The 25,987-nt window shown below is 65.7% G+C and carries 30 protein-coding genes; 14 read left to right on the top strand and 16 right to left on the bottom strand.

The genetic code is table 11. The features are described from left to right. Positions 1–25 precede the first annotated feature (25 nt). Positions 26–1,627, bottom strand: coding sequence for a GTPBP1 family GTP-binding protein (locus tag ACJYUO_RS08760; RefSeq protein WP_494345010.1), 1,602 nt, complete (start codon positions 1,625–1,627; stop codon positions 26–28). After that, positions 1,617–1,841, bottom strand: a complete 225-nt coding sequence (locus tag ACJYUO_RS08755) for a hypothetical protein (protein ID WP_494345009.1) — start codon at positions 1,839–1,841, stop codon at positions 1,617–1,619. Before ACJYUO_RS08755 ends, ACJYUO_RS08760 begins: the two co-directional genes overlap by 11 nt. A 12-nt stretch (positions 1,842–1,853) precedes the next feature. Here ACJYUO_RS08755 and ACJYUO_RS08750 point away from each other — a divergent pair, with 12 nt between their 5' ends. Next, complete coding sequence (locus ACJYUO_RS08750) at positions 1,854–2,033, top strand: hypothetical protein (RefSeq protein ID WP_226480263.1); 180 nt, start codon at positions 1,854–1,856, stop codon at positions 2,031–2,033. A 32-nt stretch (positions 2,034–2,065) separates the two neighbouring features. Then, positions 2,066–2,368 (top strand): hypothetical protein, encoded by a 303-nt coding sequence (locus ACJYUO_RS08745; RefSeq protein WP_494345008.1) that lies wholly within the window; start codon positions 2,066–2,068, stop codon positions 2,366–2,368. Here the strand turns inward: ACJYUO_RS08745 and pyrF are convergent. Continuing rightward, positions 2,365–3,219, bottom strand: a complete 855-nt coding sequence (gene pyrF / locus ACJYUO_RS08740; protein WP_494345007.1) for an orotidine-5'-phosphate decarboxylase — start codon at positions 3,217–3,219, stop codon at positions 2,365–2,367. The two genes, ACJYUO_RS08745 and pyrF, sit on opposite strands and share 4 nt — an antisense overlap. A 225-nt stretch (positions 3,220–3,444) precedes the next feature. On the opposite strand from pyrF, the gene ACJYUO_RS08735 reads away from it, so the two are divergent. After that, on the top strand, positions 3,445–3,705 hold the full coding sequence (locus tag ACJYUO_RS08735; protein WP_494345006.1) for a hypothetical protein: 261 nt from the start codon (positions 3,445–3,447) through the stop codon (positions 3,703–3,705). A gap of 46 nt (positions 3,706–3,751) precedes the next feature. On the opposite strand, the gene ACJYUO_RS08730 is transcribed toward ACJYUO_RS08735, so the two are convergent. The 4 genes from ACJYUO_RS08730 to ACJYUO_RS08715 all read right to left on the bottom strand — a co-directional run bounded on the left by ACJYUO_RS08730 (position 3,752) and on the right by ACJYUO_RS08715 (position 6,577). Further along, positions 3,752–4,177 (bottom strand): VOC family protein, encoded by a 426-nt coding sequence (locus ACJYUO_RS08730; RefSeq protein WP_494345005.1) that lies wholly within the window; start codon positions 4,175–4,177, stop codon positions 3,752–3,754. Between the two features lie 93 nt (positions 4,178–4,270). Beyond that, entirely contained in the window at positions 4,271–5,200 is a 930-nt protein-coding gene (locus tag ACJYUO_RS08725; RefSeq protein ID WP_494345004.1) for a VOC family protein, read from the bottom strand. A 153-nt stretch (positions 5,201–5,353) separates the two neighbouring features. Beyond that, on the bottom strand, positions 5,354–5,632 hold the full coding sequence (locus tag ACJYUO_RS08720; RefSeq protein WP_494345003.1) for a MarR family transcriptional regulator: 279 nt from the start codon (positions 5,630–5,632) through the stop codon (positions 5,354–5,356). Positions 5,633–5,776: 144 nt separating this feature from the next. Further along, complete coding sequence (locus ACJYUO_RS08715; RefSeq protein WP_494345002.1) at positions 5,777–6,577, bottom strand: class I SAM-dependent methyltransferase; 801 nt, start codon at positions 6,575–6,577, stop codon at positions 5,777–5,779. Positions 6,578–6,721: 144 nt separating this feature from the next. On the opposite strand from ACJYUO_RS08715, the gene ACJYUO_RS08710 reads away from it, so the two are divergent. The 4 genes from ACJYUO_RS08710 (at position 6,722) to ACJYUO_RS08695 (ending at position 9,753) form a co-directional block, all read left to right on the top strand. After that, entirely contained in the window at positions 6,722–7,090 is a 369-nt protein-coding gene (locus ACJYUO_RS08710; RefSeq protein ID WP_494345001.1) for a methylglyoxal synthase, read from the top strand. A gap of 87 nt (positions 7,091–7,177) precedes the next feature. Next, complete coding sequence (locus ACJYUO_RS08705) at positions 7,178–7,672, top strand: cation:proton antiporter regulatory subunit (protein ID WP_494345000.1); 495 nt, start codon at positions 7,178–7,180, stop codon at positions 7,670–7,672. A gap of 33 nt (positions 7,673–7,705) precedes the next feature. Continuing rightward, positions 7,706–9,037, top strand: coding sequence for a cation:proton antiporter (locus tag ACJYUO_RS08700; RefSeq protein ID WP_494344999.1), 1,332 nt, complete (start codon positions 7,706–7,708; stop codon positions 9,035–9,037). Between the two features lie 56 nt (positions 9,038–9,093). Next, entirely contained in the window at positions 9,094–9,753 is a 660-nt protein-coding gene (locus tag ACJYUO_RS08695) for an HAD family hydrolase (protein WP_494344998.1), read from the top strand. Positions 9,754–10,031: 278 nt separating this feature from the next. Here the strand turns inward: ACJYUO_RS08695 and ACJYUO_RS08690 are convergent, their stop codons facing one another. The 4 genes from ACJYUO_RS08690 to ACJYUO_RS08675 all read right to left on the bottom strand — a co-directional run bounded on the left by ACJYUO_RS08690 (position 10,032) and on the right by ACJYUO_RS08675 (position 13,067). Next, a complete protein-coding gene (locus ACJYUO_RS08690; protein ID WP_494344997.1) occupies positions 10,032–11,219 on the bottom strand; it encodes an ABC transporter substrate-binding protein in 1,188 nt (395 codons plus the stop codon). Positions 11,220–11,457: 238 nt separating this feature from the next. Next, complete coding sequence (locus ACJYUO_RS08685) at positions 11,458–11,850, bottom strand: DUF7993 family protein (RefSeq protein ID WP_494344996.1); 393 nt, start codon at positions 11,848–11,850, stop codon at positions 11,458–11,460. Between the two features lie 23 nt (positions 11,851–11,873). Next, complete coding sequence (locus ACJYUO_RS08680; RefSeq protein ID WP_494344995.1) at positions 11,874–12,332, bottom strand: DUF2240 family protein; 459 nt, start codon at positions 12,330–12,332, stop codon at positions 11,874–11,876. A 93-nt stretch (positions 12,333–12,425) separates the two neighbouring features. Next, the gene (locus ACJYUO_RS08675; RefSeq protein WP_494344994.1) at positions 12,426–13,067 is read right to left on the bottom strand and encodes a ribonuclease H family protein; all 642 of its coding nucleotides are present in this window, start codon (positions 13,065–13,067) and stop codon (positions 12,426–12,428) included. A gap of 278 nt (positions 13,068–13,345) precedes the next feature. On the opposite strand from ACJYUO_RS08675, the gene ACJYUO_RS08670 reads away from it, so the two are divergent. Together ACJYUO_RS08670 and ACJYUO_RS08665 are read left to right on the top strand one after the other, a co-directional pair. Beyond that, positions 13,346–13,711 (top strand): DUF7344 domain-containing protein, encoded by a 366-nt coding sequence (locus ACJYUO_RS08670; RefSeq protein WP_494344993.1) that lies wholly within the window; start codon positions 13,346–13,348, stop codon positions 13,709–13,711. A gap of 213 nt (positions 13,712–13,924) precedes the next feature. After that, positions 13,925–14,851 (top strand): DMT family transporter, encoded by a 927-nt coding sequence (locus ACJYUO_RS08665; protein ID WP_494344992.1) that lies wholly within the window; start codon positions 13,925–13,927, stop codon positions 14,849–14,851. Between the two features lie 95 nt (positions 14,852–14,946). Here the strand turns inward: ACJYUO_RS08665 and ACJYUO_RS08660 are convergent, their stop codons facing one another. Further along, on the bottom strand, positions 14,947–15,222 hold the full coding sequence (locus ACJYUO_RS08660; protein WP_494344991.1) for a DUF8028 family protein: 276 nt from the start codon (positions 15,220–15,222) through the stop codon (positions 14,947–14,949). A 220-nt stretch (positions 15,223–15,442) separates the two neighbouring features. On the opposite strand from ACJYUO_RS08660, the gene ACJYUO_RS08655 reads away from it, so the two are divergent. From ACJYUO_RS08655 to ACJYUO_RS08640, 4 genes are read left to right on the top strand one after another with little or no spacing between them, the layout of a single operon-like run. Next, on the top strand, positions 15,443–16,306 hold the full coding sequence (locus tag ACJYUO_RS08655) for a DUF7310 family coiled-coil domain-containing protein (RefSeq protein ID WP_494344990.1): 864 nt from the start codon (positions 15,443–15,445) through the stop codon (positions 16,304–16,306). Further along, positions 16,303–16,767, top strand: coding sequence for a DUF7311 family protein (locus ACJYUO_RS08650; RefSeq protein ID WP_494344989.1), 465 nt, complete (start codon positions 16,303–16,305; stop codon positions 16,765–16,767). The genes ACJYUO_RS08655 and ACJYUO_RS08650 overlap by 4 nt, the downstream gene beginning before the upstream one ends. A 31-nt stretch (positions 16,768–16,798) precedes the next feature. Continuing rightward, on the top strand, positions 16,799–18,763 hold the full coding sequence (locus ACJYUO_RS08645; protein ID WP_494344988.1) for an ATPase, T2SS/T4P/T4SS family: 1,965 nt from the start codon (positions 16,799–16,801) through the stop codon (positions 18,761–18,763). A gap of 7 nt (positions 18,764–18,770) precedes the next feature. Next, on the top strand, positions 18,771–20,249 hold the full coding sequence (locus tag ACJYUO_RS08640; protein WP_494344987.1) for a DUF7125 family protein: 1,479 nt from the start codon (positions 18,771–18,773) through the stop codon (positions 20,247–20,249). 32 nt (positions 20,250–20,281) lie between these two features. Here the strand turns inward: ACJYUO_RS08640 and ACJYUO_RS08635 are convergent, their stop codons facing one another. The 3 genes from ACJYUO_RS08635 to ACJYUO_RS08625 form a co-directional block, all read right to left on the bottom strand. After that, positions 20,282–20,980, bottom strand: a complete 699-nt coding sequence (locus ACJYUO_RS08635) for a MinD/ParA family ATP-binding protein (protein ID WP_494344986.1) — start codon at positions 20,978–20,980, stop codon at positions 20,282–20,284. Continuing rightward, entirely contained in the window at positions 20,977–21,348 is a 372-nt protein-coding gene (locus ACJYUO_RS08630) for a DUF7857 domain-containing protein (protein ID WP_494344985.1), read from the bottom strand. The genes ACJYUO_RS08635 and ACJYUO_RS08630 overlap by 4 nt, the downstream gene beginning before the upstream one ends. 78 nt (positions 21,349–21,426) lie before the next feature. Further along, complete coding sequence (locus ACJYUO_RS08625; RefSeq protein ID WP_494344984.1) at positions 21,427–22,218, bottom strand: protein sorting system archaetidylserine decarboxylase; 792 nt, start codon at positions 22,216–22,218, stop codon at positions 21,427–21,429. Positions 22,219–22,567: 349 nt separating this feature from the next. Here ACJYUO_RS08625 and ACJYUO_RS08620 point away from each other — a divergent pair, with 349 nt between their 5' ends. Next, entirely contained in the window at positions 22,568–23,794 is a 1,227-nt protein-coding gene (locus ACJYUO_RS08620) for a polysaccharide deacetylase family protein (RefSeq protein WP_494344983.1), read from the top strand. Positions 23,795–23,854: 60 nt separating this feature from the next. Here ACJYUO_RS08620 and ACJYUO_RS08615 read toward each other — a convergent pair whose 3' ends face one another. After that, on the bottom strand, positions 23,855–25,909 hold the full coding sequence (locus tag ACJYUO_RS08615; protein ID WP_494344982.1) for a PAS domain-containing sensor histidine kinase: 2,055 nt from the start codon (positions 25,907–25,909) through the stop codon (positions 23,855–23,857). Between the last annotated feature and the right edge of the window lie 78 nt (positions 25,910–25,987).

Below are 25,987 nucleotides of genomic sequence, written 5' to 3'. Positions count from 1 at the left end.
GGCCGCCAACAGCCGACGGCGAGAATCAGTCCGCGGGGTGGACGTCGGTCACCGTCCCAACGCCCTTGCTGCGGCCCTCGCGGAAGACGAACTTCTGGCCCTCCTCGACGAGGTACGGACGGAACTTGAACCGGACGGAGGTCTTGCCGCGATCGCCCGGCAGGAGACGACCGTTTTCGGGGTAGAAGGCCGCGGCCTCGCCGATCGTCTCGAGGTGGACGACGGGTTCGTAGCCCTCGCCGATCCGGGTGGGGTGGTTGAGTACCATGACTTCGGCCTCGAACTCCCGAACGGGGTCGGGGTCGGCGTCGCGGGGCAGCAAGACCATCCCGCGCTCGATGGCGCTCTCCTTGATTCCCTTGAGCGCGATGCCGACGATTCGGCCCGCTTGGGCCTTGTCGACCCGGTGGTAGTGCATCTCGATCGAGCGGACCTCGACCTCCTGAAAGCGGCCGTTGGACATCGGCCCGAGCAGGAGTTCGTCGCCGGCCTCGACCTCGCCGGACATGACCGTTCCCGAGGCGACCGCGCCGACGCCGGTGACCGAGTAGCTGCGGTCGACGTACATCCGGAAGTCGCCGGTGTCCTGGGACGTCTTCGGAAGCCGGTCGAACAACTCGTCTAACGTCTCGAGGCCGTCCATCGTGATCGCGCTCGTTTCGACGATGGGGACGACCCGCTCGCTGACCTCCTCGACGGCGGCGTCGATGCCGTGGCGGCTGACCCGCAGGGGCGACTTCTCGACCTCGCGGAGGAGTCCCTCGACCTCGCGTTCGACCTCCTCGATGCGCTCTTCGTCGACGGTATCGGTCTTCGTGATCGCGACGACCGTCGGGAGATCGGTGGCGAGCAAGACGCCGAGGTGTTCGCGTGTGGTCCGGGTCGGACCGTCGTCGGCGGCGACGACGAGTAGGCCGTAGTCGAGTTTCTGTCCGACGAGGCCCCGAATGGTGGTTCGGAGCCACGGCTCGTGGCCGACGGTGTCGACGAAGGAGACGAGCCGGTCGGCCGCCTGGACGACCTCGGCGCGGTCTGCCTTGCGGTTCGGATTGCGAACGCGGACCGGGCCCTCGTCGTCGAAGCCGTAGACGGCGTAGGACAGATCGGCGGAGAGGCCCCGCTCGACCTCGTGGGGCTGGACATCGAGGAACGCCCGCGTCGCGCCGTCGCCGTCGTCGGGCTTGCCGGTGACGAGCGACCCCACTAACGTACTCTTTCCGTGGTCGACGTGGCCGGCGGTCCCGACGACGACGTGTTCGTCGTCCGTCTCGAGGACGCCGCCTTCTCGGACCTGTGCGACCCCAACTAGCCCCTCGTTTATGCCCCACGTCTGGACGTCTTCGATGTGGGCGTCGGCCTCTTCGGCCAGCAGGGAGAGGACGTCCATCGTCTCGGAGAAGGTGTCGGAATCGACGCCGGCGAGACCGCCGTCGTCGGTGACGCCGACGACGTACGTCGCCTCGCCGTCGCCCGAAAGGAGTCGGTGTCGGAGTTGCGCGGCCAGGCTCTCTCGTCGCCCACCCTCGAGGTGGACGTCTCGTGACAACCGTTCCTTGAACTCGACGTTGCCACCGTCCTGTTCGCCACGGTCCAGGGCTCGCTCGAGGAGAGCCCGGTCACGGCTCATATCCCCTGTTAGTCGACCACACGGCAAAAGCCTTCCCGTGTATTGACAATGTATGACATAGTATAACTGCCGAGTCGGAGAAAACTACGACGACGACGTCTCTCTCGGCGATGTGGCTCCGGATCGTCATCGAAACGTACCCTGTGACCGCCGCTTCTTCGCGTCGACAAATCGGGCCGAACGTGCCGGGCTCGCTTTCAAGCCCTTCGAGCACGTTCCTCGAGACATGAGTGTCAGCGGCCTCTGTCAAATCTGTGAGTCCCGGCCCGCACAGGAACGGTGTTCCAACTGCGGGACGCTCGCCTGTGAGGTCCACTTCGAGGACAGCATGGAGCTGTGTGCCGACTGCGCCTCGCAGGCCCAACCGGGGCCCGGAAACGACGACGTCGAAATCAATCGGTTCTGAGTCGACCGCACCGCCCTGACCGCACCGATACCGTGACTTCCATCCGCGACCTCTTCGGCGAGACACTCGGCGTCGGCAAGACGTATCGGCTTCGGCTCGAGGAGCGCGACGGAACCCTCGTCGCCGACCACCCAAACGACGCCAGCCCGATGGACATCGCCGTCGTCGAGGGGCTGCATCGGCTCGAGAAGCGGCCGCCGGCGGAGCCGGTCGCAGTCGAAATCGTCGGGCGCGTGGTCGACGGCCGGATCGCCGGGCACGTGGTTGACGCCGACGGTGTCGACACTGATCCGACCACTGTGGCGGGGTCCGACGAGAACGCGTCGAACCGCTAGTTCTCCCGATACTGATTGAGCCGGTTTTTGAGCCGCTTCGTGGCCTGCCCGCTCGCTCTCGCGAACTCCTCGCCGTCGTCGTCTCGCGGCTCCGCCGCTCGACTGTTCGAGGCGCTTTGCGCCTCGCTATTTTCACCCGCAAAAATGATCCCGCGAGAGGAGTTGACTAACCCGACGCCGTCGGCCAGTCCGTACTCGACGGCCGCCTCGGCGTCGCCGCCCTGCGCGCCGATGCCGGGGACGAGGAAGGGCAGGTCGGGCACCTGCTCGCGGAGGTCCTCGAGTTCCTCGGGCTGGGTCGCGCCGACGACGAGTCCGACGTTGTCGTTCTCGTTCCAGAGGTCCGCAAGCGCCGCGACCCGCTCGTAGACGGGTTCGCCCGTCTCGAGTTCGAGATCCTGTATATCGGCCCCGCCCGGGTTCGAGGTCCGACAGAGGACGAAGACGCCCGCCTCTTCGTTCGACAGGAACGGCTGCAGCGAGTCCCGCCCCATGTAGGGATTGACGGTGATCGCGTCGGCTCGCTCGAGCAACTGCGCGTACTGTCGGGTCGTGTTCCCGATGTCGGCTCGCTTGGCGTCGAGCAGGATGGGGACGTCCTTCCCGTGGGCGTAGGCGATGGTCTCCTCCAGGGCGGCCCAGCCGTCGGGATCCTCGTAGAAGGCGGCGTTGGGTTTGTAGACGGCGGCGTGTTCGTGTGTCGCGTCGATGATCCGTCGGTTGAACGCCCAGCGCGGTAGATCGTACTCGCGGAGGTGCTCGGGGATGCGCGACGGGTCGGGATCGAGGCCGACGGAGACGACGCTGTCGACCGTTCGAATGCGGTCGTGCAAGCGGTCGAAGAAGTTCATGCCGGACGTGGTCCCGCGACGGTCGAAAAGGTTGCTATACCGTCGGCCGATCCGCCTCGCGAACGCAGAGTAGTGTGGATACGGACACAATACCCATCGTTGGCAGCGGTTCGATCGGAGCGGCGGATAATCGACGCTGCCGACCCGACGTATGCCACGTGACACCGACCCGTTCCAAATGCTTTAGACATCAGGTTCTTCATTCGTATACTGGTCGGTCACTGTATGGGAATCAAAACGAACGTCACGTCGTTCTCACATCGGCTCCGCGAACAGGTGCAGTCGACGCTGCGGGACGACTCGGAGACGGCGGACAACGAGTCCCCAGGCGGCGAGAAAGCGGAGCCCGTCTCGAACTCGTCTGGCAACCTCTTTCACTGCTCACACTGCGGCGACGTCTATATCGCCACCGAGAAGCGCGTTTGTTCGAACTGCGACACGGAAGTCGAACAGGTCCGGTCGACGCTTGCGTGCAACGGCCGCTAACGCCTCGGAGAACGGTTTCGTTTGGCTCTATCCCCACCGACGATCGTTACGTCTCGAGGACTTCGATCAAGTTGCCTTCGGGATCGCGGAGGAACAGAATCGTCGTCCCGGTCTCGCTCGTCCGCGGCTCGCTAATCGTCGGCACGTCCGCCGGAAGATTCTCGTAGAAGGTCTCGAGGTCGTCAACCGAGAGGCCGACGTGTGAGGCACCCGGTTGGTTGAGCCCCGCGTCCGGGGACCCCCGCGCTTCGGGGTCGTACTCGACGAGTTCGATACGGACCCCGTCGGCCTCGAGATGTGCGAAATCGGCGCTTGCCTCCTCGATACCGACGGCGTCGGCGAAGGCCTCGCCGCCGACGCTGAACCGGTCGGCGACCGAGAGGCCGAGGACGTCCCGGTAGAACGCGAGCGTCTCCTCGAGATCGCTGACGGTGAGCCCGACGTGGTGGGCGCTGAGCGCTGTCTCTGTCATCGTATACGCCCTGCGAGCGCGGACGAAAAACGCTTCCGTCTGCTGCTTGCCGATCCGTTCGGTCGGACCGCCACAGTCGTCGTTCGGACCGGATCAGTCGACCGACAGATTCGGGAGTCCACCTTCGATTTCGTCGCGCCGGCTCTCGAGCCACTCGGGGAGTACGAGCCGTTCGCCGAGGGACTCGAGGTCCTCGTCGACCGTGTAGCCCGGCTCCTTCGTGGCGAACTCGAAGAGAACCCCGCCGTGTTCGCGGACGTAGACGGACTCGAACCACTTGCGGTCGATGATCTCGGTCGGGCGCAGTCCCTGTCCTTGGAGGACGGTGCGCCATTCGGATTGGTCGGCGGCGGTCGTCTGAAACGCCACGTGATGGACGGTTCCGGCACCGGGCTGTCCCCGCTGGCCCTGTGGCTCCTCGCAAACGTCGACGACGTACCCCAGCACACCCTCGCTCTCGTATCGGGTGCGGGTCCCGTCTGTCTCGGTCTCGGCGTAGCCCATCGTTTCCAGGACCTCCGCGGTCGGGCCGGCCGTCGACAGCGACAGCGTCACGCCGAAAAAGCCGCGGATCGCGTGCTCGTTCGGAACCGGTCCCTCGGGTGGATCGCCGGCGGGCGCGTCCGACCGGGCGACGAGTTCGAGCGGGAGGCCGTCGGGATCGCGGAACGGAATCACGGTGTCGCCGAACCGGTCGCGAGGCGCGTCCGCGTCGACACCGGCGTCGGCCAGCCGATCGGTCCAGAACTCGACCGCGCCCGCCGGAATCAGGAACGCGACCGCACTCGCCTGTCCGGTCCCGACCTGCCCCTGCCGAGCGTCCGGGTACGGGAAGAACGTCATGCTCGTCCCGGGACTCCCGCTCCGATCGCCGTAGAACAGGTGATAGACCGAGACATCGTCCTGATTGACGCTTCGTTTCACCAGCCGGAGCCCGAGCGTGTCGGTGTAGAACTCGAGGTTGCGTCTGGGATCGCTACCGATGGCGGTCACGTGGTGGATGCCGGGAATGTCCGCGGGCATACCGCCACGTACGCGTTTCTGTGGTATAAAACCGAGAACGAACGAGGTGAGCACAGCGAGCCGACCGCGAACCGGCCGCGAGTCGGAGACGCCCTCGCTTGCCGAGCCGAAACCGAGCCCGAACGGGGAACGTGGTCTCGAGTCGAAAGACGGTCAGCGGGGGTCCGGATCCGCGAACCGATCGCCGTTGATCGAATAGACGTGCTGTCTCGCGTCCGCAAAAGAGATCTGTGAACTGACGAGGTCGTGTTCCTCGAGCTGCTTCAGTGCGTAGCGAACCGTCCGTGCGGGGAGCATCGTCTCCTCGACGAGTTCTGACTGCGTGAGAGAACCCTCGTGTGCGAGGACGGTGAGGACGAGCTTCGCGCTCGGCGGAACGTTATCGACGGCGTCCGGGGCGGTTGTCGACGTGAGAACGACCTGATCGGTCATGTACCCGTTCTCTGCCGCGGACCCTCTTCAATGATTCTCTGCAACGTGTCGGTTACGCATAACGAACGGGTAACGGAACCGGGCTGAGAGACGTATCGAGCGGGTTTGGGTCCCGGCGGACGTCGAGCGTTCAGGGAGTCCCCGTCACTCGACGACGGCCCGCACTTGGAGGTACTCGACGCGGATCGCGTTGTCTCCGAACCACTCCTCGAGGGCGGCGACGGCGTCGCGTCGGAGCGCGGCCCGCGCGTCGTCGTCGTCCATGCGCCGGAGGACCGGCGAGAGCGGACCGGACTCCTCGGCGAACTCGCGCCAGAAGTGATGGGGCGTGGCGTATCTGAACTCGAGGAGTCGGCGCTGGAACGAGCAGTCTGCGACAGCGGCGAACTGCTTGCGGACGAACTCGGGGTCGCCCCACTGCAGGTGCGACCACGGATCGCTCGGCGGGTCGGCGACGTGGTCGGCTAGGACGCGAGTGAGGTCCCCGACGACGCCGTTGGGCGACCACGCCGTGAAACAGACCCGGCCGCCGGGTTTGGTCACCCGCCGGAGTTCCGCGCCGGCGCGGGTCGAATCCGGCGCGAACACGTGGCCGAAGTTCGAGAGGACGACATCGAACGCGTCGTCCGGCACGGGGAGGGTCTCGGCGTCGCCGGTGAGCCAGCCGATGTCGTCGTAGCCGGCCAGCGCCGCGTTGTCGCGGGCGAGTTCGAGCATGTCGTGTGCGAGGTCGAGTCCGAGGACGTCGGCCCCCGCTCGGCGGGCCGTCAGCGCGGCGTTGCCGGTCCCGCAGCCGACGTCGAGGACGCGGTTACCCGGGTCGACGCCGGCGACGTTGACCAGCCGCGCGATGGCGGGCAGCATGTTCGGAGCCATCGCGGGGTAGCGGCCGGCCGACCAGACGTGTCTCGCCGATCGGTCGCCGGGTTCGGTCGGGTCGTCCATACCCAGTGGTCGGTCGCCACGCACAAAAATCGATAGTCGTCGCTGCCGTCGCTGCGAGCTGTCGCGTCGGACCGATCGCCCGCTCGCGGGACAGGCGACCGACTGCAGACGAGCGTTTATTTCCCGCGAGGGTGAGAGAACGGTATGACGCGCGTCGCGCTGATCGCCCACGACGAGAAGAAACCGGATATTATCGAGTTCGCACGGACTCACGAGGAGCAACTACAACAGTACGAACTGATCGCGACCGGGACTACGGGGGCGCGGCTCATGGAAGAGACCGACCTCGAGATCGAACGCAAGAAATCGGGGCCGCTCGGCGGGGACCTGATGATCGGTGCCGAAGTGGCGGAAGACCGGCTCGACGGGATCGTCTTCCTCCGCGATCCGCTGCGAGCACAGGCCCACGAGCCCGATATCTCGGCACTGCTGCGCATCTGTGACGTCCACGACACGGCGCTCGCGACGAATCTCTCGTCCGCGACGTTTCTCATCGAAGGGCTCGCGGAGTGAGCCGCGGACGGTGGGAGCGAGAGACCGGAACCCGAATCCGACGACCGGGTCACGCCATTTATTAGCATTCGCTGCACGCTTTCTCATATGACTGTTTACGAGAGCGACCTCCCCGGCGTCGGGAAGAAATTCGAGATCGACCTCGACGGCGGCGAACGGCTCGTTATCGTGACCCACAACACGGGGAAACGGGAGGTCTACCTGAAACCGGATGCGGACGCCGACAGCGACAAGCTGTTCGAGGTCTCCGATCGACTCGCCCGAAAGATCGGCACGATTCTCGAGGGGGCGTACTTCCAGCCGGTCCAGGCCGAACAGGTCGAGACGATGCTCGCCGGCGACACCTATCTCGAGTGGTACGGCGTCGCCGAAGGTGCCGAAGTCGCCGATCAGACACTCGCCGAGGCGAATATCCGCGACCGGACCGGCGTCTCCATCGTCGCTATTCAGCGCGGCGAGAAGTTGATCTCGCCGCCGACGCCGGAAACGGTCCTCGAGGTTGGCGACACGTTAGTCGTCATTGGCGACCGCGAGGACTGTGCCCAGTTCGAGGATCTACTCGGAGCCGGTCTCGAAGAGTGATCGAAACAGCGTACTTGCCCGGGGTGAGTAGTAGTGGCAACTGAAACGGCGCTCGTCGACGTCGGGATCCTCTTCATCGCGGTGGCGTTGGCCGGCGTCTGCTCGAGTCGGGTCCAGCAGTCGGTGATCCCGTTCTACATCGTCACCGGGATGTTGCTGGGGTCGAACGTCCTAGGTAAACTCACCACGGTCGCCGGCAGCGAGGTCGGCGTCGCCGGCGTCACCGTCACCGTTCCCGACGTGACGATCAGCGGCATCGACGTGCTGGCGGCGGTCGGTAGCCTCTCCCTCACCGAGACCGACTTTATTGTCGTCGGCGCGGAGATCGGAATCGTCCTCCTGTTGTTCTTCCTCGGCCTCGAGTTCAACTTAGACCGGCTGCTCGCGAGCAAGGATCGGATCGGCAAGGCGGGGACCGTCGATCTGGCGGTCAACTTCGGTATCGGGCTGGTCTTCGGCTATCTGGTCTTCGGGGGCCTCCTTGCGGCCTTTCTCACGGCCGGCATCGTCTACATCTCCTCGAGTGCGATCATCACGAAGTCGCTGCTCGATTTGGGCTGGATCGCCAACGACGAGTCCGAACCGATGCTGGGCACGCTCGTCTACGAGGACCTCTTCATCGCCGTTTATCTGGCAATCGCGTCCGCGCTGGTTCTTGGCGGTGGTAATGTCGGAGCGGCCGCCAGTCAGATCGCCGTCGCGATCGCCGTCATCCTCGCCCTGCTCGCGCTCGTCACCTACGGAACCGACTTCTTTCAGGAGTTTCTCGACGTCGAGACCAACGAGTTTCTGATCGTCCGCGCGCTCGGCGTCACGATTCTGGTCGCCGGAGCCGCACTCGCGCTGGGAGTCAGCGAGGCCGTCGCCGCTTTCTTCGTCGGCATGGCGTTCGCGTCGACCGACCACGTCCACGACTTGGAGCGATTGCTCGAGCCGCTCCGGGACGCCTTCGCGGCCGTTTTCTTCTTTTGGATCGGGCTCGTCACCGATCCGGGGCTATTCACGCTCTCGGTGCTCGGAATGATCGCCGCCGGTGTGATCGTGACGACGCCGACGAAGATCCTCAGCGGCTACCTCGGCGGACGGATCTACGACCTCGACGACCGTCGATCGCTCCGGGTCGGCTTCGGGATGGCGACCCGCGGCGAGTTCTCGCTGATCATCGCCAGCCTCGCACTTTCGGGTGCCGGTACCGGCATCGCCGCGGACACGGCACAGACGCTGTACGCCTTTACTGTCGGCTACGTCCTCGTCATGAGCATCCTCGGCACGTCGCTCATGCAGCACTCGAGCCGACTCGAGCCCGTCGGCGTGTCGCTGCTCGAGCGCAGGCGCACGGGGTCGGTCCAGCCAAGCGAGGACTGACCCGCATCGCTCGTCGAAGGGATAGCTTCAACCCGCTCGAGGCCCCTCACATACCTATGCCACAGGCGGTCGTCTTCGACCTCGATTACACGCTCGCCGTTCCCCGCCGGACTCGGGCGACTATCCTCGAGGAAGCCACGGCCGCAACGGGTGCGCCGTCGCTCACTCGCGACGCCTACCTCGAGGCCCACCGACGGAATCTCACCAGCGAGACGCGCGAACCCATTTTCGCCGACCTGCTCGAGGAATCGGAAAGCGACGCCGACCCGGCCGCCGTCGCGACGGCCTACCGGGAGACGATTTCGGACTCCCTCGAGCCCCTACCGGGCGTCGAAGCCATGCTCGCCGACCTGCGGGGCGAGTACCGGGTCGGTCTACTCACGAACGGCCCTGTCAAGGCCCAACGAGACAAACTCGAGACGCTGGGCTGGGAGGACACCTTCGACGTCGCGCTCGTGACCGGCGAACTCGAGGCGGGGAAACCAGACCCCCGCGCGTTCGAGGCAATCACCGACGCGCTGGGCGTCGATCCCGCCGACGCGGTCTACGTCGGCGACGAAGTCGAGGCCGACGTTCGCGGCGCAACCGGGGCCGGGATGGCCGCGATTCAGGTGTTGCTCGCCGACGGTCCCGGACCAGATTCGCGTGCGATCGCACACGTCGAGCAAGAGGAAATTGCGGCGACGCTGCCGGACATCGTCGCGGATCTCGAGTGAACCGGCCGATTCGTGAGAGCCGTTTCGGCCGGCGGAGCGTTTTCTCCGGACGAGCCGTTGTGCGCTCCACAAAGTCGTTCAGTACGGGGAGCGATGTCTCACTCGAGAGTAATCAACCGGTGTACACCACCGCTCGTGGACCATCTGACTCGCGATATTCGTCTTACCAGTAGTTGGTAATGCGGTTATTTTATTCAGCCGCACTACGGAAACCACCTCCGTCAAATCGGTATCGGTGTCTGCGTAATGAGTATTGAGAGAGATCAGCGATTCCGCAGTCAGATGTCGCCGTTGATGATGTCCGCGACCTCTTGACGGTTGAATAACTGCTCCCCTTCAGGAATCTCTGGCAGCACGCGCTGATCCTCGAACCCAGGCCACTCGCCGAACTGGTCGGGATATACCTGTTTGGCCGTCATTTCGAGCTGGAACAGGTTCAATGCGATTCCATTATCGTACGTCCCCCCTCGGTAGAACCGGTCGTTCTGGATCGCTGTCAGCTCTTGACCGATCGGATCGTCCTGGAGCTCTTCTTTCGTCTCCTCGTACTGGTCGAACCAGTATCCGATGCCGGAGAAAAAGAACAGTACGTCCGGATCATAGTCTAGTAGCGCTTCCAGGTCGATCGTCCCGCCACCTCGCTCGTAGACGTTGTCCAGATCGGCGAACGCGTCATCGGAACCCACCGGTCGCAGGTGGGCTTTCCCGAATCCGGGACCGTTGAACAAGTACGGGTAGATCTCGCCGTCGAAGAACAGGACTCTCCCGACCGACGGCCGTTCGTCCTCCGGAGGCAGGTTCGACTGAATCTCCGTGACCAGTTCGTCTCTGACATCGATGAGCGCTTGAGCCTTCTCTTCGGCTTGGTAGACCTGCGCGAATTTCCGGGTGAGTTCGTCGACCGTATAAAACTCGTAGTCGCGGTTCTCTACGTAGTCACCGGTTCCGATACGGCTCCCTTCGTTCGCGAAAAACGGTGCGACGTTGTCGGTTACTTCGTCGACATCACTCTGGTCCCAGTCGTCCCACAGCAACCGGAATGTCGGATCGACGTGGAACACGTCCGGATCGTGTTGGTAATACTGTTCTTTGTTCGCGGGGTCGAAATCCGAGACCCCCTCGAAGTTGACCTCGACACCGGGCAACTGGTCGTAGTGAGATATCACGCGGCTGTCCGGGTCACGTAAGCTGATCAATCGATCTCCATGCCCCAGCGACGCGATGGTGTCGGCCCAGATTCCGAGGTCCGATACCGCCGATTCGGGGATCCCATCGAACTCGACCTCGCCAACCGGGGAGAGATCGACCGTGTAGGATCCCGTTCCTGTCTCCGCCGTTGATCCCGAGTCGTTCTGGCCTGCTAAGTCCGAACACCCTGCCAACAGCCCTCCGCCAACGGCCGTACTGGTGTACTTGAGGTACGTTCGCCGCGTCGGTGCTTCGTGACTGTCGCCCTCTCGTGGCATATTTTTAGGCTGGCCTAATGCAATATAGTCGCTGTGGTTTTAGGCCAGCCAAAACAAACCGTTCAGTCTGCTTGGCTCCCGATCGATAAAGCACCGGAATGTACCGGCCGTTTCATACGGATTGCTGTACCGATTTACCGGCGCAACCGCGACCCGGGCGGCGGCTGCGCCGGAAATGACGTACAGTAAACCGTATCAGACGTGCCTCTGAACAACCAAACCGTACCCCGAACGACAGTTACGCGTCGGATTCCTCGAGACGACGACTCACCGCCTGTAACACGTCCGTGGCCCGCTTGACCTCGGCACCGCTCTCGACGAACACGAGCGTTTTCGGTGGCTTCGTCGCCTTCGGACGGACTCGGAGATCGGCGGCCGAAGCAGCCTCGGCCGCCGTGTCTTGGCCGGCCTCGAGCTCGAGGTGTGCCCGGTCGTCGTGGACGAACGCGCGGGCGATCCGCTCGCCGTCGCGGGTCACGTCGTAGGCGCGAGCGCCGTCGGCCGTCGGTTCGACATCCCGATCGGCGTTCGTCACGGCGAAGGCTGCGAGTTCGCCGTCCTCGCGGCCGTCAAGTTCGCTCGCGAGCAGTTGGGCGATCCGGCGGCCGTCGGTGATCCGATCCTCGACCATACTCGGTGGTGCGGGCGGCGGGATTAACCCTCTTCGGTGTCGACGACGGCCTCCCGAGCGACCGGGACGAGGTCGTCGGTATCGATCCCCTCGCGGCGGGCGTAGACCACCGCGGCGGCCTCGATCGTCAACCCGAGATCCCGCTGGAGGGTGTTGATCGCGCCGACGGCCTCGTGTTTCGCCATGCCCTCCGCAACGAGCGAGTCGAGGACGCGTTCGAACGCCGAACGTTCCCGCAGGAGGTCCTCGTCGGGGACGAACTCCTCGGGTACCGTCACCTCGGCGGGGTCGAACGTGACCTCGAGGCCGTCGTCACCCCGCTCGAGCAGTCCCTCGCCGGTAGCGATGTCGATCAATCGCTTGGCCTGATCGGGGGAGAACCAGTCCCGGTCGAGCGAGAGGGCGACGACGAACTCGTTTTCCTTCAGTCGACGGGTCCCGTTCTGGATGAACGGGGCGGCGACCGCGACGCGGAGGCTCATCGGAGACGACTTGCTCGAGCGGTGAGAAAACGATGGCGGTTCCGGCCGACTCGGGAGCCGGAACGCGAGCGAAACTGCCGGCCTGTCAGGCGATCAGTCGGAGGCGCGACCGCCGCCACCGCCGTTCCGATCGGCTCGAGACGGCGGCGGGAACTCGCCGGCCGTCGGCTCCGGCGTTTCAGGGAGAACACAGCGATCGAGTTCGCGGTTGACGTGGCGGTACTGGTCCGGTGCGTTCGCGAGGGGGTGGGCGGGGTTCTGATCGCTGTCGATCCGGGCGGCCCGTACCTCGTCGAACCCGCTGAGTCGGGCCTGAATCCCGCGCCAGTGATACCGCGTCGCGGCTGGGACCGAGACGGGACGGGGTGCTTTTCCGTCTGGGTGCCGCGTCGCGAGGATGGCACTGTTGACGTTGCTGGCGAGTGCGTCGTGGTCGATGAGAACGCCGACGGCGGCGTCGCGCGGCGCTCGCGCTGCGAGGACATCGAGTCCGAGGTGGAGCGCCCGATACTCCGCGACGTTGTTGTCCGGCGGCGTATCCGCAGTCGAGACGCGTGCGACGCGGGTGCCGTCGCGCGTTTCGATGACGGCACCCAGCCCACCACCCGAACCACGGAAAGACCCGTCGGTGGCGACGTAGAAGTCACGATGATGGGTCCGCGGCGGATGGGCAATGTGGGGTGTGGGCGACTCGTCGAACAGGTCCCGTAGTGCGGGCCGGCCGTGAGCGGCCATGCTCCAGTCTACGGCACTCGCTGTCTTAACTATTCTGTCCCTGATAACATATGACAGACATAGTCATAGGAACCGATCGGATCATCCTGACCCACAGCGACGACGGAAAGACAGTTCACCCAAACAGTCTCGAGAAGGCTCATAAACACCAAATTCGACGAAATCGGTCGATTTCGGGCTCGTACCCAGCACCCTCGAGCGCGGGCTCGTCAGGGCGGGGATTTGGACCCTATCTGTGTTGGCGGTAGGTGTAATACCACCGGGTGCTTGGTCGAGGTATGAACCAGACGAACGCCAGCCGGATGGAAGCGGCCTGTTCCCTGCTCGCCGAGTCCGAGCGGCGCTATCTGCTCTACCAGTTGGCCGACGACGCCACTGCGAACCTCGAAGATCTCGTCACGCAGGTCGCGGCATGGGAACTCGACGCTCGCACCGACACGGTAAGCAAGGAGACCAGACAGCGCGTTTACGTCTCGTTAGTTCACAACCACCTGCCGCGACTCGAGGACTACGACATCATCGAGTACGACCTGCGCAGCGGCGATATCGTGTTGGCCGACGGGTTCGACGATATCAAGCCCCTGCTCGAGCAGTTCAGACAGACCGAGGAGAAACCCGAAATCCGCGAACGGCCTCCGCTCTGAGCCGGACGGTCGATCCTCGGTTTTCCGTTCCGATTGCCGCTCCCCGATTTCTGATCACCGGCCGTCGATCGCCGAGCGACAAGTCGTCGATTTTGATCCGAGCCCGCTCACCGACGCCCTCGTGATCAGTTCGACGAGCTGGTCGGCGGTTCGCTGGTCGTCGCGCCAGTCTCGAATCGAAAGACAAAGGCCATCCCTGCCGGGAGAGCCACTGTGAGCCGCTATCGAAATCTCGTCCTCTTCCTGACGCTCGCAACGTTGTGGGGATCCGCGTTCGTCGCGATCAGCGCCGGCCTCTCGTATATTCCGCCGGTGCTGTTCGCGGCGCTGCGATACGATATCGCCGGCCTACTGATGCTCGGCTACGCCGCCGTCGCCGTCGACCACTGGCGGCCCCGCGGCGGGCTCGAGTGGACACAGGTCGGCGTCGGTGCCGGACTATTAATCGCGGCCTACCACGCGTTCCTGTTCGTCGGGCAGCTGAACACGACGGCCGCGGCGGCCGCGATTTTGGTCAGTCTCTCGCCGGTTCTGAGTACCGGATTCGCCCGGCTGCTCGTCCCCTCCGACGCGCTCTCGTCGGTCGGGATCGTCGGCGTCCTCGTCGGCCTCGTCGGCGTCGCGGTGATCGTCCGGCCCGATCCGTCGAACCTGCTCGCCACCGACGCGGTGGCAAAGGGACTGGTCTTCTGTGCCGCGGCGGCGTTCGCCCTCGGCAGCGTCCTCACCCGGCGGATCGATGCCTCGCTCCCCATCGAGACGATGGAGGCCTGGTCGATGCTCGGCGGCGCGCTCTTGTTGCACCTCGCGAGTCTCGCAATCGGCGAACCCGTCGAGCCCGCCGCGTGGACCAATCCGGAGGCGATCGGCGCGATTGCGTACCTCTCGGTGGGTGCAAGCGCCGTCGGCTTCCTCATCTATTTCGACCTGCTCGAGCGACTGGGTGCCGTCGAGATCAACATGGTGTCGTACGTCGCACCGATCGTCACTGCGGTCGTCGGGTGGCTCTATCTCGGTGAGCTCGTCGACGCCGCGACGCTGCTCGGATTCGCGCTCATCGCGGTCGGGTTCGTCCTCGTCAAGCGACGGGCGATCCAGCGGGAGTTCGGCCACGTTCGATCGCGGGGCTCGAGCGACTGATACGGATTGCTGTAACGGTTTACCGGCGCAACCGCCTCCGGGTCGCGGTTGCGCCGGAAATGACGTACAGTAAACCGTATGAGATCCGGACCGTCTCACTGGCGGTGTGCGTGGCCGACGTACAACGCCAGCAGGTTCCCGACGACCAGTGCGAGGAACGCGCCCCCCTCGAGCGACGACGATAGGCCCCCGGCGAGCAGGGGGAGGTACAGAATCGGCATGGCGATCGCCATCCAGAACCCCGCTGCACGGATCGGTGTCGCGATTGCCGGCGCTGCGCGCTCGAGCGCACCGTGTTCGTCGTCGCGGCGGTCGCTCGACGGGTTCGAGTCGGCGGATCGCTGATCGGGGAGGGAAGGGGGACTCGCCATTGGAATCACCGAGAGTGTATCCCTCGGTCTCGGCGACGCAAATACCGGCCCGACCGTTTCGGTCTATTCGGACCAATTCAGTGGAATTGGTCGGACTGAACGATCGATTTACCGACGAAGGCTGTCGTTTGATACGCGAACAGCGACGGTATCGTTCGACAACCGGTTCGGCGAGGAACGTAGTCTCACGTTTAAGTACGAAGCTGGGGCAACGCCCGCCATGAGCGACATCGAGCGGATCGAGCGGCGACTCTCCGCCGTCGAGCGTGCGGTCGTCGACGGCGACATCGAACTGGACGAACTCGCCGACATCGCGTCCGTGGCCGGCACCCTCGAGGAACTGGCCGCACAGGTCGAGGAGCACGAACGCCGTCTCGCCGCCCTCGAGGGCCGGACCGACGCACTCGACGGAGCCATCGGCAGCGTCGACTCGGTCAACGAAGCCGTCGAACGCCGTGCCGAGGCTGCCGTCGCTGCCGTCGATCGGCTCGAGTACCGCCTCGACGAACTCGAGGGTGCCGTCGACGGGACGACTGACCTCGACGTGGACGGACCGCGATCCGCCGCTGATCGCATCACGTCGGAAAATATGGCAGAAGACACCGGGACAGACGGGCCAGTCCCGGCTCGAGCCGACCGCGATCCGAGCGGGGTATCGAGCGAGCCGACCGATGCGAGCGAGTCGGCCAGTGACCCGCCCGCCGTCGAACGAACCGTCTCGGAGATCGTCTCACCGGCGACCGAGAGGGACGGCGAATCGAGCCGCGAACGCGCCGACTCGAGTATCGGTGCCAACGACTCGAGCCACGAAGACGATGAATCGGACGAGAACGCGCCGGATGGACACGCCGGTGGTCTCTCGAATCGAGACGACTCGACGGCTCGAGTGCCACGAACCACCGATGGCGCGACACAGGCCGCTCTCGACGATCGACTTTCCGATTCGGCCGATACGAACGGGACGACCGGCAGCGATAGTGTCGACGGATCCTCTCGAGCGGACGACGCACACGACGTTGCGTCCGATGGCGACGAGAAGTCCGCCGGGGGCGTGTTGCAGTCGCTTCGCGCCAGATTGCCGTGATTCGGTACGTCGTCGCGATCGTGCTCACGGTCGCGCTCGTCGTGCTCGCAGTTCCAGCGATCGAACGCGGAGCATCGATGAACACCCAGCGGCAGGTCGACACGAGCGTCGCGGCGATCGACGACGCGGCGACCTCGCTCGCCGACTCCGGCGAACTCTCGCCCGACGGCCACCCCGATCCCCGGCGAGTCGTCGACGTGACGCTGCCACGAGGATCGCTTACGACCGCAGCCGTCGATCACTTCGAGATCACGCCACGAGAAAACGGGAGCTACAGCGCCGTCCGGTACGTCCTCGAGGACGGGACGACGCGGGAAGCGGTCATCGGCGAACCGATCGTCTGGAACGATTCCGCGGCCAACGAATCGGTCGAACTCGGCGGGACCGGCGAGATTCGGCTCGCGCTGACGCTGCAGGCCGACGAGAACGGGGACCCGGTCGTCGTCGCGGCCCGTGTGTGAGTTTAAATCGGAAGCCGCTGCCAGCACCGGTATGTCTCAAGACGGGACCGGACACCTCCGGTCGGTCATCGACGGCCTCGGCGTTCGCACCTTCCTCGGTCGGGACACCCCCGGAGTAGGGAGTCTCTTCGGCCGAAACGAGGACGCACTATCACCGTGTGCCTGTCGGGTATCCGTCGAGGACGAGACGCTGGTCCTCGATGCGACCGACTGCAACGGCGACCTCGAGAGCGCAAGCGCCTGCCGGCGGACGGCAGTCGACGCGCTTGCCGACCGCGACGCCGACCGGATCGTCGTCCGATCGAACGGGCTCGAGTACCGCTACGACGGTCGCGGCGTCGACCTCCTCGGCGCGGCCGGTCGGTTCGTCGCGCTGCTCGGCGATCGCGACGACCGGTTAGCGACGGCGGCCACACGCGAGCCGGTCGCGGTCGCCGAGGACGTCCGACGGAGAGCCGGCCCGATCGCGGACATCGGCGTCGAATCGGGACTGGTAGCGGCTGCGGGCGGGCTCGAGAGCGCCGAGTCGGCACTGACGGCGACCGTCGGGCTCACCGTCGGCCAGTACTTCGTCGATCGGACGATCGCCGACGGCGCACACCTCAGGGACGTCCGGTCGCTCGAGACGGGCAGTGACGCGCGGATCTACGGGCGGTCGGACGGCGTCGCTCGCTACGCCCTCGAGGTGATCGACACGACCCTGTCCGGCGAGGAACGGCAGCTCCTCATCGAGGGATACGAAGCGATCGCGGAAGGAGACGTGGAGGGCGACCGTGCGGCCTCGCGGGCGATCGAGGCCGTCGGCGACGAACCGGCCGATCCGCGCCTGACCGCGATCTTGCGCAAACACACGATCGGCTACGGCATCCTCGAGGATCTATTCGCCGACCCCCGCGTCACCGACGTGTACGTCACCTCGCCGGTCTCGGCGAACCCCATCCGCGTCGTCGTCGATGGGGAGTCGATGACTACGAACGTCCACCTTACGCCCAGTGGCGCTCGGGCGCTCGCCTCGCGGGTTCGGCGCACGAGCGGCCGGGCGTTTTCCCGGGCGAGTCCGACGGTCGACGCGACGGCCGCCCTCGAGAGCGGTACCCGGATCCGAGTCGCCGGCGTCACCGATCCGGTCGCGGACGGCATCGCCTTCGCGTTTCGGGAACAGCCCGACGACGAGTTCACCCTGCCGGCGCTCGTCGCGAACGGGACCATGTCGGCGGCGGTCGCGGCGTTTCTCTCGGTCGCCGTCGAGCGCAACGCCGCCGCGTTGATCGCCGGGACCCGCGGGTCCGGGAAGACGACCCTGCTGGGAACGTTGCTGTACGAACTCGCGGCGGAGACCCGAACGGTCCTGATCGAGGACACGCCCGAACTCCCGGTCAGGCCGTTGCAGTCGGTGGGGCGAGACGTACAAGCGCTGCGAACGGGGTCCGGCGACGGCCCCGAAATAACGGCCGAAACGGCGTTGCGGACGGCGCTTCGACTCGGCGACGGCGCGCTCGTCGTCGGCGAGATCCGCGGCGAGGAGGCACAAGTTCTCTACGAGGCGATGCGGGTCGGTGCCAACGCGAACGCGGTGCTCGGGACGATTCACGGCGACGGTGCCGACGAGGTCTACGAGCGCGTGGTCTCCGACCTCGCCGTCGAACCCTCGTCGTTCGGTGCGACGGATCTCGTCGTCACCGTCCAGGCCCATCGAACGCCCGATGGACGAACGCGACGTCTCGCCAGCATCGAGGAGGTCGTCGGCAGCGGCGACGATATCTGGTTCGAGCCGCTGTACGAGTTAGACGGCGAGCGGGCGGTCGCGACCGGACGCATCGATCGCGGCGAGAGCCGAGTCGTCGAGCGCCTCGCCGGACCAACCGAGAGCTACGCCGACGTTCGGGAGGCGATTGCGGCGAGAGCGGACCTCCTGTCGACGCTCGCTCGCGACGGACAAACGGACCCGCAATCGGTCGCCGCAGTGTACGCCGATCGGGGAAACGGGGACGAGTGATCGCGGAATGGATCACTTCTCGACGCTCGTCCGCGCACTCGCCGCGCTGTATCCGGCCGCCGTCGACGGGAGTGACGACCTCGAGGAGTCGCTTTCCTTTACCGACTCGCCACACGACGCCGAGACGATCGTCCGCGCGGGATACGGGGCCGGGATCGTCGCGGCGTTTCTCCCGCTGGCGTTACTGATCACGTCTGCGCCGATCCCCTTCGTCCTGTTTTTCGTGCTGGTCGCACCGCTTGCGGCGATCCATACCGTGCATTCGATGCCACACTTGCAGGCGGCGTTTCGCCGGACAGAAGCGCTCGGCGACACGCCGAATCTCATCGGCCGAGCGGTGCTGCGAATGCAGGTCCAGCCGGCGCTCGAGCCTGGCACGAACATCGATTCGGTCGTACAACCGAGTCCGCGGGTCTCGAACGTCGGGTTGCTCTCGGCACCTGAGCCGTCGACGCAGGTCGATTTCGAGTCGGCGTTCGAGTTGCTCGAGGCCGCCACCATCCGAACGTTCGTGGACTGCCCGTCGGGTGCGGGGCCCGATGTCGTCGAACCGCTCTCGGCGGCCGACGGCGTGATCGTCGTGACGACCGACAGCGAGCGCAGCTGCAGCGCCGCGGAGACGACGATCGAGATGGCGCGCCGACTCGAGGTACCGGTACTCGGCGCGGTCCTGAACCGATGCGATAGCGTTCCGGAGGCGGTCGAATCGTGGACCGACGTTCCGGTCTTGGGATGCGTTCCCGACGAATCATCGCCCCTGACGGCCGAGGAGACTTGCGCGGCCTACGACGACCTTGCACAGACCCTAGAGAGGAGGGCACTACCGGACCGAACGCCGATGGAGTACGACGACGACCTGTTACCGACGGGAATCGACGAACTCGATCGGCACTTGGGTGGGGGACTGGCCCCGGGTTCGCTGGTCGCGGTGGTCGCGAACCCGGCCAGCCAGTCGGAGCAACTCCTCTACGAGGCGACCGCCGTCCGCGGGACGCTCTATCTGTCGACCGAACGGTCGGTCGCGAACATCGAGCGAGCGCTCGAGGCCGCGGCAACGACGACCGGGAATCCGACGGTTCGTCGACTCAACGGTGACAACCGTCGTTCCGCGGTGACGGACCTGATCGAGAAACTCCCCGCGGCGTCGACGCTCGTCATCGACCCGGTAAACGTACTGGAACGCGGCGACCGGGATACCTACGTCACCTTTCTCGACGACCTCAAAGCGCAGTTGGTCGCCACCGAAAGTATCGGCCTGTTACACTGTCTCGACGAGCCGGCAGACCCCGAGCATCGGACTGCGACGATGCACGCGGTGGATGCGATCCTCGAGATGGAGACGATCGCATCCGAGGCCGACTCGAGCCTCGAACACCGCCTCTCGATTCCAAAATTCAGGGCCAGTGGGCGGTCGATAGAGCCGATCGAACTGGCGTTCGGCGAGCCCTCAACCCCGTCGAATCAGCCGGGGACGAATGCTGAGTAGCCAGAGCGGCTCGGCCGACTGAACATGACCGGCTAGACAACACCGATTCGATCCGACAGCCGCTTTTCACAGCGTTCGATCCGTCTGGCGACCGTTCGGATCGCGTCGACTGTGGCACAGTTGGGATAAACATCGCGGACCGCCCGCCACCGGCGCTGTGCGTCGGCGACCGCTGTACGCTCTTCGATCCCGATTGCCGGCGCGCCGAACGTCTGCTCGATGCGGTCGGTGAGCCGGTCGATAGCAGCGGGGTCGGCCCTGTTGAGTACGACCGCCGCGACGGGCGTCTCGAGGTCGAGCGTGAGCCGTTGCGTGCGGAGCGCATCGACCAGTGCGGACTCCGTTGGTGTCGACACGAGGACCGTCAGGTGGGCGCTTTCCAGTTGGTGGCCCACGTCGCGTGCCAGCCCGGCCGGGCAGTCGATGACCACGCGACCACACTCGCGTTCGATCCGCTCGAGGACTCGTGGAAGCGCCGTCACGTCCGCCGCGCGGGCACCGGCGAGCGTTCGTCCCACCGGGAGAACGCGGACGGCTTGGTGTCGGTCGATCGCCTCGAGCGGGTCGGCCCGACCGGCTAGCACGTCGTGGAGGTCCGGCCCGTGACCACGCGGGAGGTCCGCGGTCGTCAGGTCGCCATCGACGACGACCGCGTCGAGTTCGCGGCCGAGGTTGAGCGAGATCGGCGATTTGCCGACGCCACCTTTCCCGCCACTGACGGCGACGATCATCGCACCCGGTCGAGGCTGTCGAGGGGTGGTCGCCAGTCGGCCATCGACGCGAGCACGTCGGTCGGTTCCGGTACCGGATCGCTCGCGCGGCGAGTGTCGGCCACCGCGAGCGGCGGGTCGGCCATCGCTGCCGGGTCCCTCGGGCTCGCGAAGCCGAGTCCGCGGCGGCGGTTCGGTTCGACCACCCCCTCCCAACAGCCGTCGCACCACTCGGGTGCCGCTCGCCGATCGCCGTTCGGGGTCCAGAGCGGTCCGTCGACGCGAGTTTCGATACGGACGAGCTGGGGCGTCGTCAGCGCGTTCGTGACGATCGCCGAGACAAGCGTCACTCCCTCGATATGGTCCGCCTCCCAGTCGAGTTCGATCACGGCCGGCTTGGCCGCCCGATCCGATAAAAAGGTGACCGCCGATGGGGCGACTGTGGCGGTGACACAGTGGAAGAGTCGCTACTCGGTTCGGTCGTCGCCGGCCCCCGCGTCGGCACCGAGGTCGAACTCGCCAGTGAACGAGCCGCCGGCGGACTCGAGGACGACGGTCTCTCCGGCGATCATCGACTCGCCCATCTCGACGGCGATGTCCTCGAGCTCGACTGCGGGCGGAAAGAGCAAGTCGACGCGGCTCCCGAAGGCGATGTGGCCGATGCGGTCGCCGCGTTCGAGGTCGTCGCCGCGCTCGGCGTAGGGGTGAATGCGGCGGGCGAACGCGCCGGCGATCAGCGTGACTTCGGCGTCGTGGTTTGGTTCGTCGGGGTGGGACGTCGGGTGATCGTCTTCGGCCGACTCCTCGCTGTCGGCGACCGGTTCCCCGCCGTCGTCCGCGAGCGTCGTCGTTTCGTCGCTGTCGGCCGGCAGGTTCGGAGCGTCGGTCTCGAGGCGGACGTGGACGCGTTCGTTCCGGTCGGACTCCTTCGAGAAGGCGGGACGGTTCGCGCCGGAGACGTGTTCGACATCGGTGACGTGGCCCGCGAAGGGAGCGCGGACGACGTGGACGTGCCAGACGTTCATGAAGATCCCCAGTCGGACTCGATCGCCCTCCTCGCGGAGGACGGAGACGTTCCCGTCGGCCGGCGAGACGACGCCCGATGGCGGCGGGGTGCGTTCGGGATCGCGGAAGAACGCGAGGGTGCCGGCACCGGCCGCGAACGCGACGAGCCCCGCCGTGACACTGATGAAAAGGGCGAACGGGGCAGCGAGCAACGGAAGGATTGCGTACTTCCAGGCCCCCGGCGCGAAGTTCATAGGAGCGGTAACGTGATCGAATCGTATGGCCGTTACGGATGGAGTGGCCGGGGACAGCGTGTGCGCTTCGGCGATCACGTAGGGGCTGTAGGGCCGTGGGGCTGAGAACTGAGACCGAGTGGGATAGGCGACGCTTACACCGAAGTACGGAACAGCTTCGACTGACTGTGGATGTCTTACAGCCGCACAGAAGGCCTCACCATCGCAGTCGAACTATCGTCGCGACTGCAATTCGGTTCTCATCGGTACTCACCGGAACGAGTCGGTTTTTCTCCGGATACAGACCTAAGATACCGTTAGGAACGGAGAATAACAATGTGTCTCTTCGTATCGCAAGCGGTCACCAGCGATGAAACGACGAACGTATCTCGGCGCGGCCGCGGCGGTCGCTCTCGCGGGTTGTTCGAGTACTGACGAGTCCGACGACGATCCCGAAGCGAACGACGGCCGCGAGGCCGATTCCGCTGACCAAACGGACGAGGGGCGACCGGAGCCGTTCGACGATTTCGCGACCCTCGAGAACTGGGAGGCGACGATCGGCTCGCTCTCGGCGGACACGGATCGGTCGTATACCGGCAGCCAATCCGCGCGACTCGAGGCGGGCGATGGCGACGACCAGATCAGGATCGTTCGGGAGTTATCGGAGCCACGCGACTGGTCGGGAATGCGACCGGGAGTCGCGGTGGCGACGGAGGAGGAAGCGGATCTCGTCGTCCAACTGATCGACGAGAGCGGCGATCGGATCGACTTTCGCCAGCGGATCCACAGCGGAACGCCGCTCGTCCACAGCAATTTCGGGATCGCCGATCTCGAGGGCGACCCCGACCTCAGCGCCGTGAGCGAGATCCAACTCATCCGGTGGACCGGCGATGACGACAAAGGATCGGTCTGGGTCGACGACCTTCGGTTCGTCGACGCCCCGGAGCCCGGAGCGGTCATGCTCCAGTTCGACGGCGGGTACGAAACGGATTACACGCGGGCGCTGCCGATTCTCGCGGAGTACGACTATCCCGCCGCGTCGTTCGTCGCGACGGAGCTGATCCGCGACGACGAGGGCGACGACGGCGACCGTCTCGTCCGGGACCAACTGGACGAACTCGCTGACGCCGGGTGGACGATCGGGAGCCACTCGGCACACGGCACGAATCTGGTCGACCTGCCGGACGATCGGGACCCCGAAGCGGAAATCGCCGACGCCGCGGCGTGGCTCGAGGACAACGGGTTCGAGGAGGGCGCGCGGTACTTCTCCTATCCGGTCGGCCGATACGACGGGGAGACGCTCGACCTCGTCGCGGCCCACCACGACCGCGCGTTCGCGGGCCGGTACCCGTCACAGGGTGCTATGACGAATCCGCACCTCTGCTCGCGGGTTGCCGGTCTCGACGCCGCCGAGGCGCGTTCGATGCTCGATCTTACCGCGGAGATGGGCGGGATCACGTCGCTGGCCTTCGGCGAACTCGACGACGACGCCCAGTCAGTTCTCGAGGCGACGGTCGAGCACCTTAACGAACTCGAGTCCGCCGGCGAACTCGAGGTGATCCTCCCGGGAGCTGTCGACGACGCGTTCGATCGGTGAGCGACGGCGTCGGCTCCCAGTCGAAGAACCTTGTTCCGATAACCGGAGATCGGCGAGCAACTACTGTACGGCTTCGACCGGGATCGTGAAGGTGAACGTCGACCCCTCGCCGGGGTCGGACTCGACCCAGATGCGGCCGCCGTGGCGCTCGACGATGCGGCGACAGAGCGCGAGCCCGATGCCGGTGCCGTCGTACTCCTCGCGGCTGTGCAGGCGCTGGAAGACCCGGAAGACCCGGTCCTGATCGTCGGGGTCGATGCCGATTCCCTCGTCCGCGACCGAGAGTGTCCAGTTCCTGCCGGTCCGCTCGGCGGCGACGTGTACCCGCGGCGGCTCGTCGCCGCTGTACTCGATCGCGTTCGAGAGCAGGTTCTGGAAGAGTTGGCGGAGCTGTCGCGAATCGCCCTGTATCTGGGGGAGCGACTCGGCCGTTATCTCGGCGTCCTGCCGGTCGATCATCACCTGCAGATCCGTCTGCACGTCCTCGAGCACGGCGTCGAGGTCGACGGGTTCGAACGGGTCGCCCTGCGAGTCGATCCGAGAGTACTCGAGGAGGCCGTCGATCATGTCGCGCATGCGGTCCGCGCCGTCGACGGCGTACTCGATGAACTCCCGGCCGTCCGCGTCGAGTTCGTCGGCGTACCGGCCCTCGATGAGTTGGAGGTAACTCGAGACCATCCGCAGGGGCTCTTGGAGGTCGTGGGAGGCCGCGTACGCGAACTGCTCTAAGCGCTTGTTCGAGGCCTCGAGGTCCGATACGGTCTCGTTGAGCCGGCGCTCGTACCGCTGGCGCTCGATCGCGGTCGCGAGGATCGTCGCAACGCTCTCGAGGAAGTCGACATCGTGGTCGGCGAACTCCCGCGCGGTGGTGTCGTAGACGTCGAGGACGCCCCACGGGTCGGCCGCCGGGCCGACGGTGACGGTGATCCCGCTCCGGATGTCGGGGTCGTCCACTACGGACGGGCCGTCGAACCGGTCATCGGTCCCGAAGTCTTCGATCACGACGGGACTGTCGTCGGCCATCGCGGCCGCGGCGATCGAATCGGTGGCGGACGCGGTCGCCCCGTCGGCGGCGTCGAAGCCGGTGCCGGCTCGGAGCCGAAGCGCCTCGCCGGCGGGGCCGGCCACCTCGTGTTCGAAGATGGCCGCATACTCCGCGTCGAGCGCCGCCACGACCAATTCGGTCGCCTTTTCGAGCAACTCGTCAGTATCGGCGCTCTCGAGGGCGTTGCGGCCGAGATAGGAGACCGACTCGAGCTGGACGACTTTCTCCGTCAGCGTTCGTTCGGCCTCCTTGCGCGGGGAGATGTCCCGGAAGAGGCCGACGAAGTAGCGGTCGCCCTCGTAGGTAAAGTCGTTGAGCGAGACGCCCAGCGGGACCTCGTGGCCGTCGGTGTGCTGGCCCGGCAACTCGACGTAGGTCCAGTTGATGTGTCGCTCGCCGGTGTCGAGATACCGCTGGAGCGCCGAGAGGTGGGTCTGGCGCAGCCGCTCCGGGATGATCTTGACCTTGCTCGAGCCGACGAGTTCGTCGGGGTCGTAGCCGAGGATGCGTTCGACGGCGGGATTGGCGTACTGAATGTCGCTGTTCGTGTCGAGGACGATGATGCCGTCGGGGAGCGCGTCGGCCAGTGCCTCGAAGGTACGGCCGTACGTGAGATCGGACTGGGACTTCACCGCCGAATCGGCCGTCGACTCGCGGCGACGGACGATCCCCGTGATCGACGGCTGCCGGTCAGCGTCTCCCTTCCCGCCTTCCGATCGCGGCTGGCGCTCGAGGTGGACGGTGCAAGGAACGACATCCGTCTTCGTCCGAATCGGAACCGGCGTCGATACCGGCGTCGAGTCCCCCTGATCGAGGTCGGACACGAGCGACTCGAGGGTCGTCTCGTCGTCGAAAAGCGTCTCCACGGATCGCTCGCGGAGTTCGGGTCGCGTGTAGCCAGTCAATCGCGTGAACGCGTCGTTGACGCCGGCGATCGTTCCCGTCGGCGTCGCTCGGAAGCAGGCGACATCCGCCGCCTCGAGCAGCCCTGCCATCCGGTCGGCTACCGGACCGGTGGCGGCGGTCCCGTCCTCGGATACGGGCGGGTCATTTGACGGGCCAGATTCCATTGACAGGCCTTCGGCCGTACCGTAGATAAGGGCTGTGGAACGCGTTATTTATAGCACAGACGACATTTTTCGAGCGGT

The organism is Natrinema sp. CRL1 (assembly GCF_059162405.1).
The sequence above is the reverse complement of the archived record's forward strand: the minus strand, read 5'-3'. Positions and strand labels throughout refer to the sequence as shown.

Excerpts from the sequence above, each read along its gene's own strand:
- ACJYUO_RS08645 (WP_494344988.1), top strand. The coding sequence starts at position 16,799 with ATGTCTCAAGACGGGACCGGACACCTCCGGTCGGTCATCGACGGCCTC.
- ACJYUO_RS08710 (WP_494345001.1), top strand. The coding sequence starts at position 6,722 with ATGACGCGCGTCGCGCTGATCGCCCACGACGAGAAGAAACCGGATATT.
- ACJYUO_RS08715 (WP_494345002.1), bottom strand. The coding sequence starts at position 6,577 with ATGGACGACCCGACCGAACCCGGCGACCGATCGGCGAGACACGTCTGG.
- ACJYUO_RS08735 (WP_494345006.1), top strand. The coding sequence starts at position 3,445 with ATGGGAATCAAAACGAACGTCACGTCGTTCTCACATCGGCTCCGCGAA.
- ACJYUO_RS08705 (WP_494345000.1), top strand. The coding sequence starts at position 7,178 with ATGACTGTTTACGAGAGCGACCTCCCCGGCGTCGGGAAGAAATTCGAG.
- ACJYUO_RS08730 (WP_494345005.1), bottom strand. The coding sequence starts at position 4,177 with ATGACAGAGACAGCGCTCAGCGCCCACCACGTCGGGCTCACCGTCAGC.
- ACJYUO_RS08685 (WP_494344996.1), bottom strand. The coding sequence starts at position 11,850 with ATGGTCGAGGATCGGATCACCGACGGCCGCCGGATCGCCCAACTGCTC.
- ACJYUO_RS08660 (WP_494344991.1), bottom strand. The coding sequence starts at position 15,222 with ATGGCGAGTCCCCCTTCCCTCCCCGATCAGCGATCCGCCGACTCGAAC.
- ACJYUO_RS08640 (WP_494344987.1), top strand. The coding sequence starts at position 18,771 with ATGGATCACTTCTCGACGCTCGTCCGCGCACTCGCCGCGCTGTATCCG.
- ACJYUO_RS08690 (WP_494344997.1), bottom strand. The coding sequence starts at position 11,219 with ATGCCACGAGAGGGCGACAGTCACGAAGCACCGACGCGGCGAACGTAC.
- ACJYUO_RS08675 (WP_494344994.1), bottom strand. The coding sequence starts at position 13,067 with ATGGCCGCTCACGGCCGGCCCGCACTACGGGACCTGTTCGACGAGTCG.
- ACJYUO_RS08635 (WP_494344986.1), bottom strand. The coding sequence starts at position 20,980 with ATGATCGTCGCCGTCAGTGGCGGGAAAGGTGGCGTCGGCAAATCGCCG.
- ACJYUO_RS08725 (WP_494345004.1), bottom strand. The coding sequence starts at position 5,200 with ATGCCCGCGGACATTCCCGGCATCCACCACGTGACCGCCATCGGTAGC.
- ACJYUO_RS08625 (WP_494344984.1), bottom strand. The coding sequence starts at position 22,218 with ATGAACTTCGCGCCGGGGGCCTGGAAGTACGCAATCCTTCCGTTGCTC.
- pyrF (WP_494345007.1), bottom strand. The coding sequence starts at position 3,219 with ATGAACTTCTTCGACCGCTTGCACGACCGCATTCGAACGGTCGACAGC.
- ACJYUO_RS08680 (WP_494344995.1), bottom strand. The coding sequence starts at position 12,332 with ATGAGCCTCCGCGTCGCGGTCGCCGCCCCGTTCATCCAGAACGGGACC.
- ACJYUO_RS08655 (WP_494344990.1), top strand. The coding sequence starts at position 15,443 with ATGAGCGACATCGAGCGGATCGAGCGGCGACTCTCCGCCGTCGAGCGT.
- ACJYUO_RS08695 (WP_494344998.1), top strand. The coding sequence starts at position 9,094 with ATGCCACAGGCGGTCGTCTTCGACCTCGATTACACGCTCGCCGTTCCC.
- ACJYUO_RS08720 (WP_494345003.1), bottom strand. The coding sequence starts at position 5,632 with ATGACCGATCAGGTCGTTCTCACGTCGACAACCGCCCCGGACGCCGTC.
- ACJYUO_RS08750 (WP_226480263.1), top strand. The coding sequence starts at position 1,854 with ATGAGTGTCAGCGGCCTCTGTCAAATCTGTGAGTCCCGGCCCGCACAG.
- ACJYUO_RS08670 (WP_494344993.1), top strand. The coding sequence starts at position 13,346 with ATGAACCAGACGAACGCCAGCCGGATGGAAGCGGCCTGTTCCCTGCTC.
- ACJYUO_RS08760 (WP_494345010.1), bottom strand. The coding sequence starts at position 1,627 with ATGAGCCGTGACCGGGCTCTCCTCGAGCGAGCCCTGGACCGTGGCGAA.
- ACJYUO_RS08620 (WP_494344983.1), top strand. The coding sequence starts at position 22,568 with ATGAAACGACGAACGTATCTCGGCGCGGCCGCGGCGGTCGCTCTCGCG.
- ACJYUO_RS08615 (WP_494344982.1), bottom strand. The coding sequence starts at position 25,909 with ATGGAATCTGGCCCGTCAAATGACCCGCCCGTATCCGAGGACGGGACC.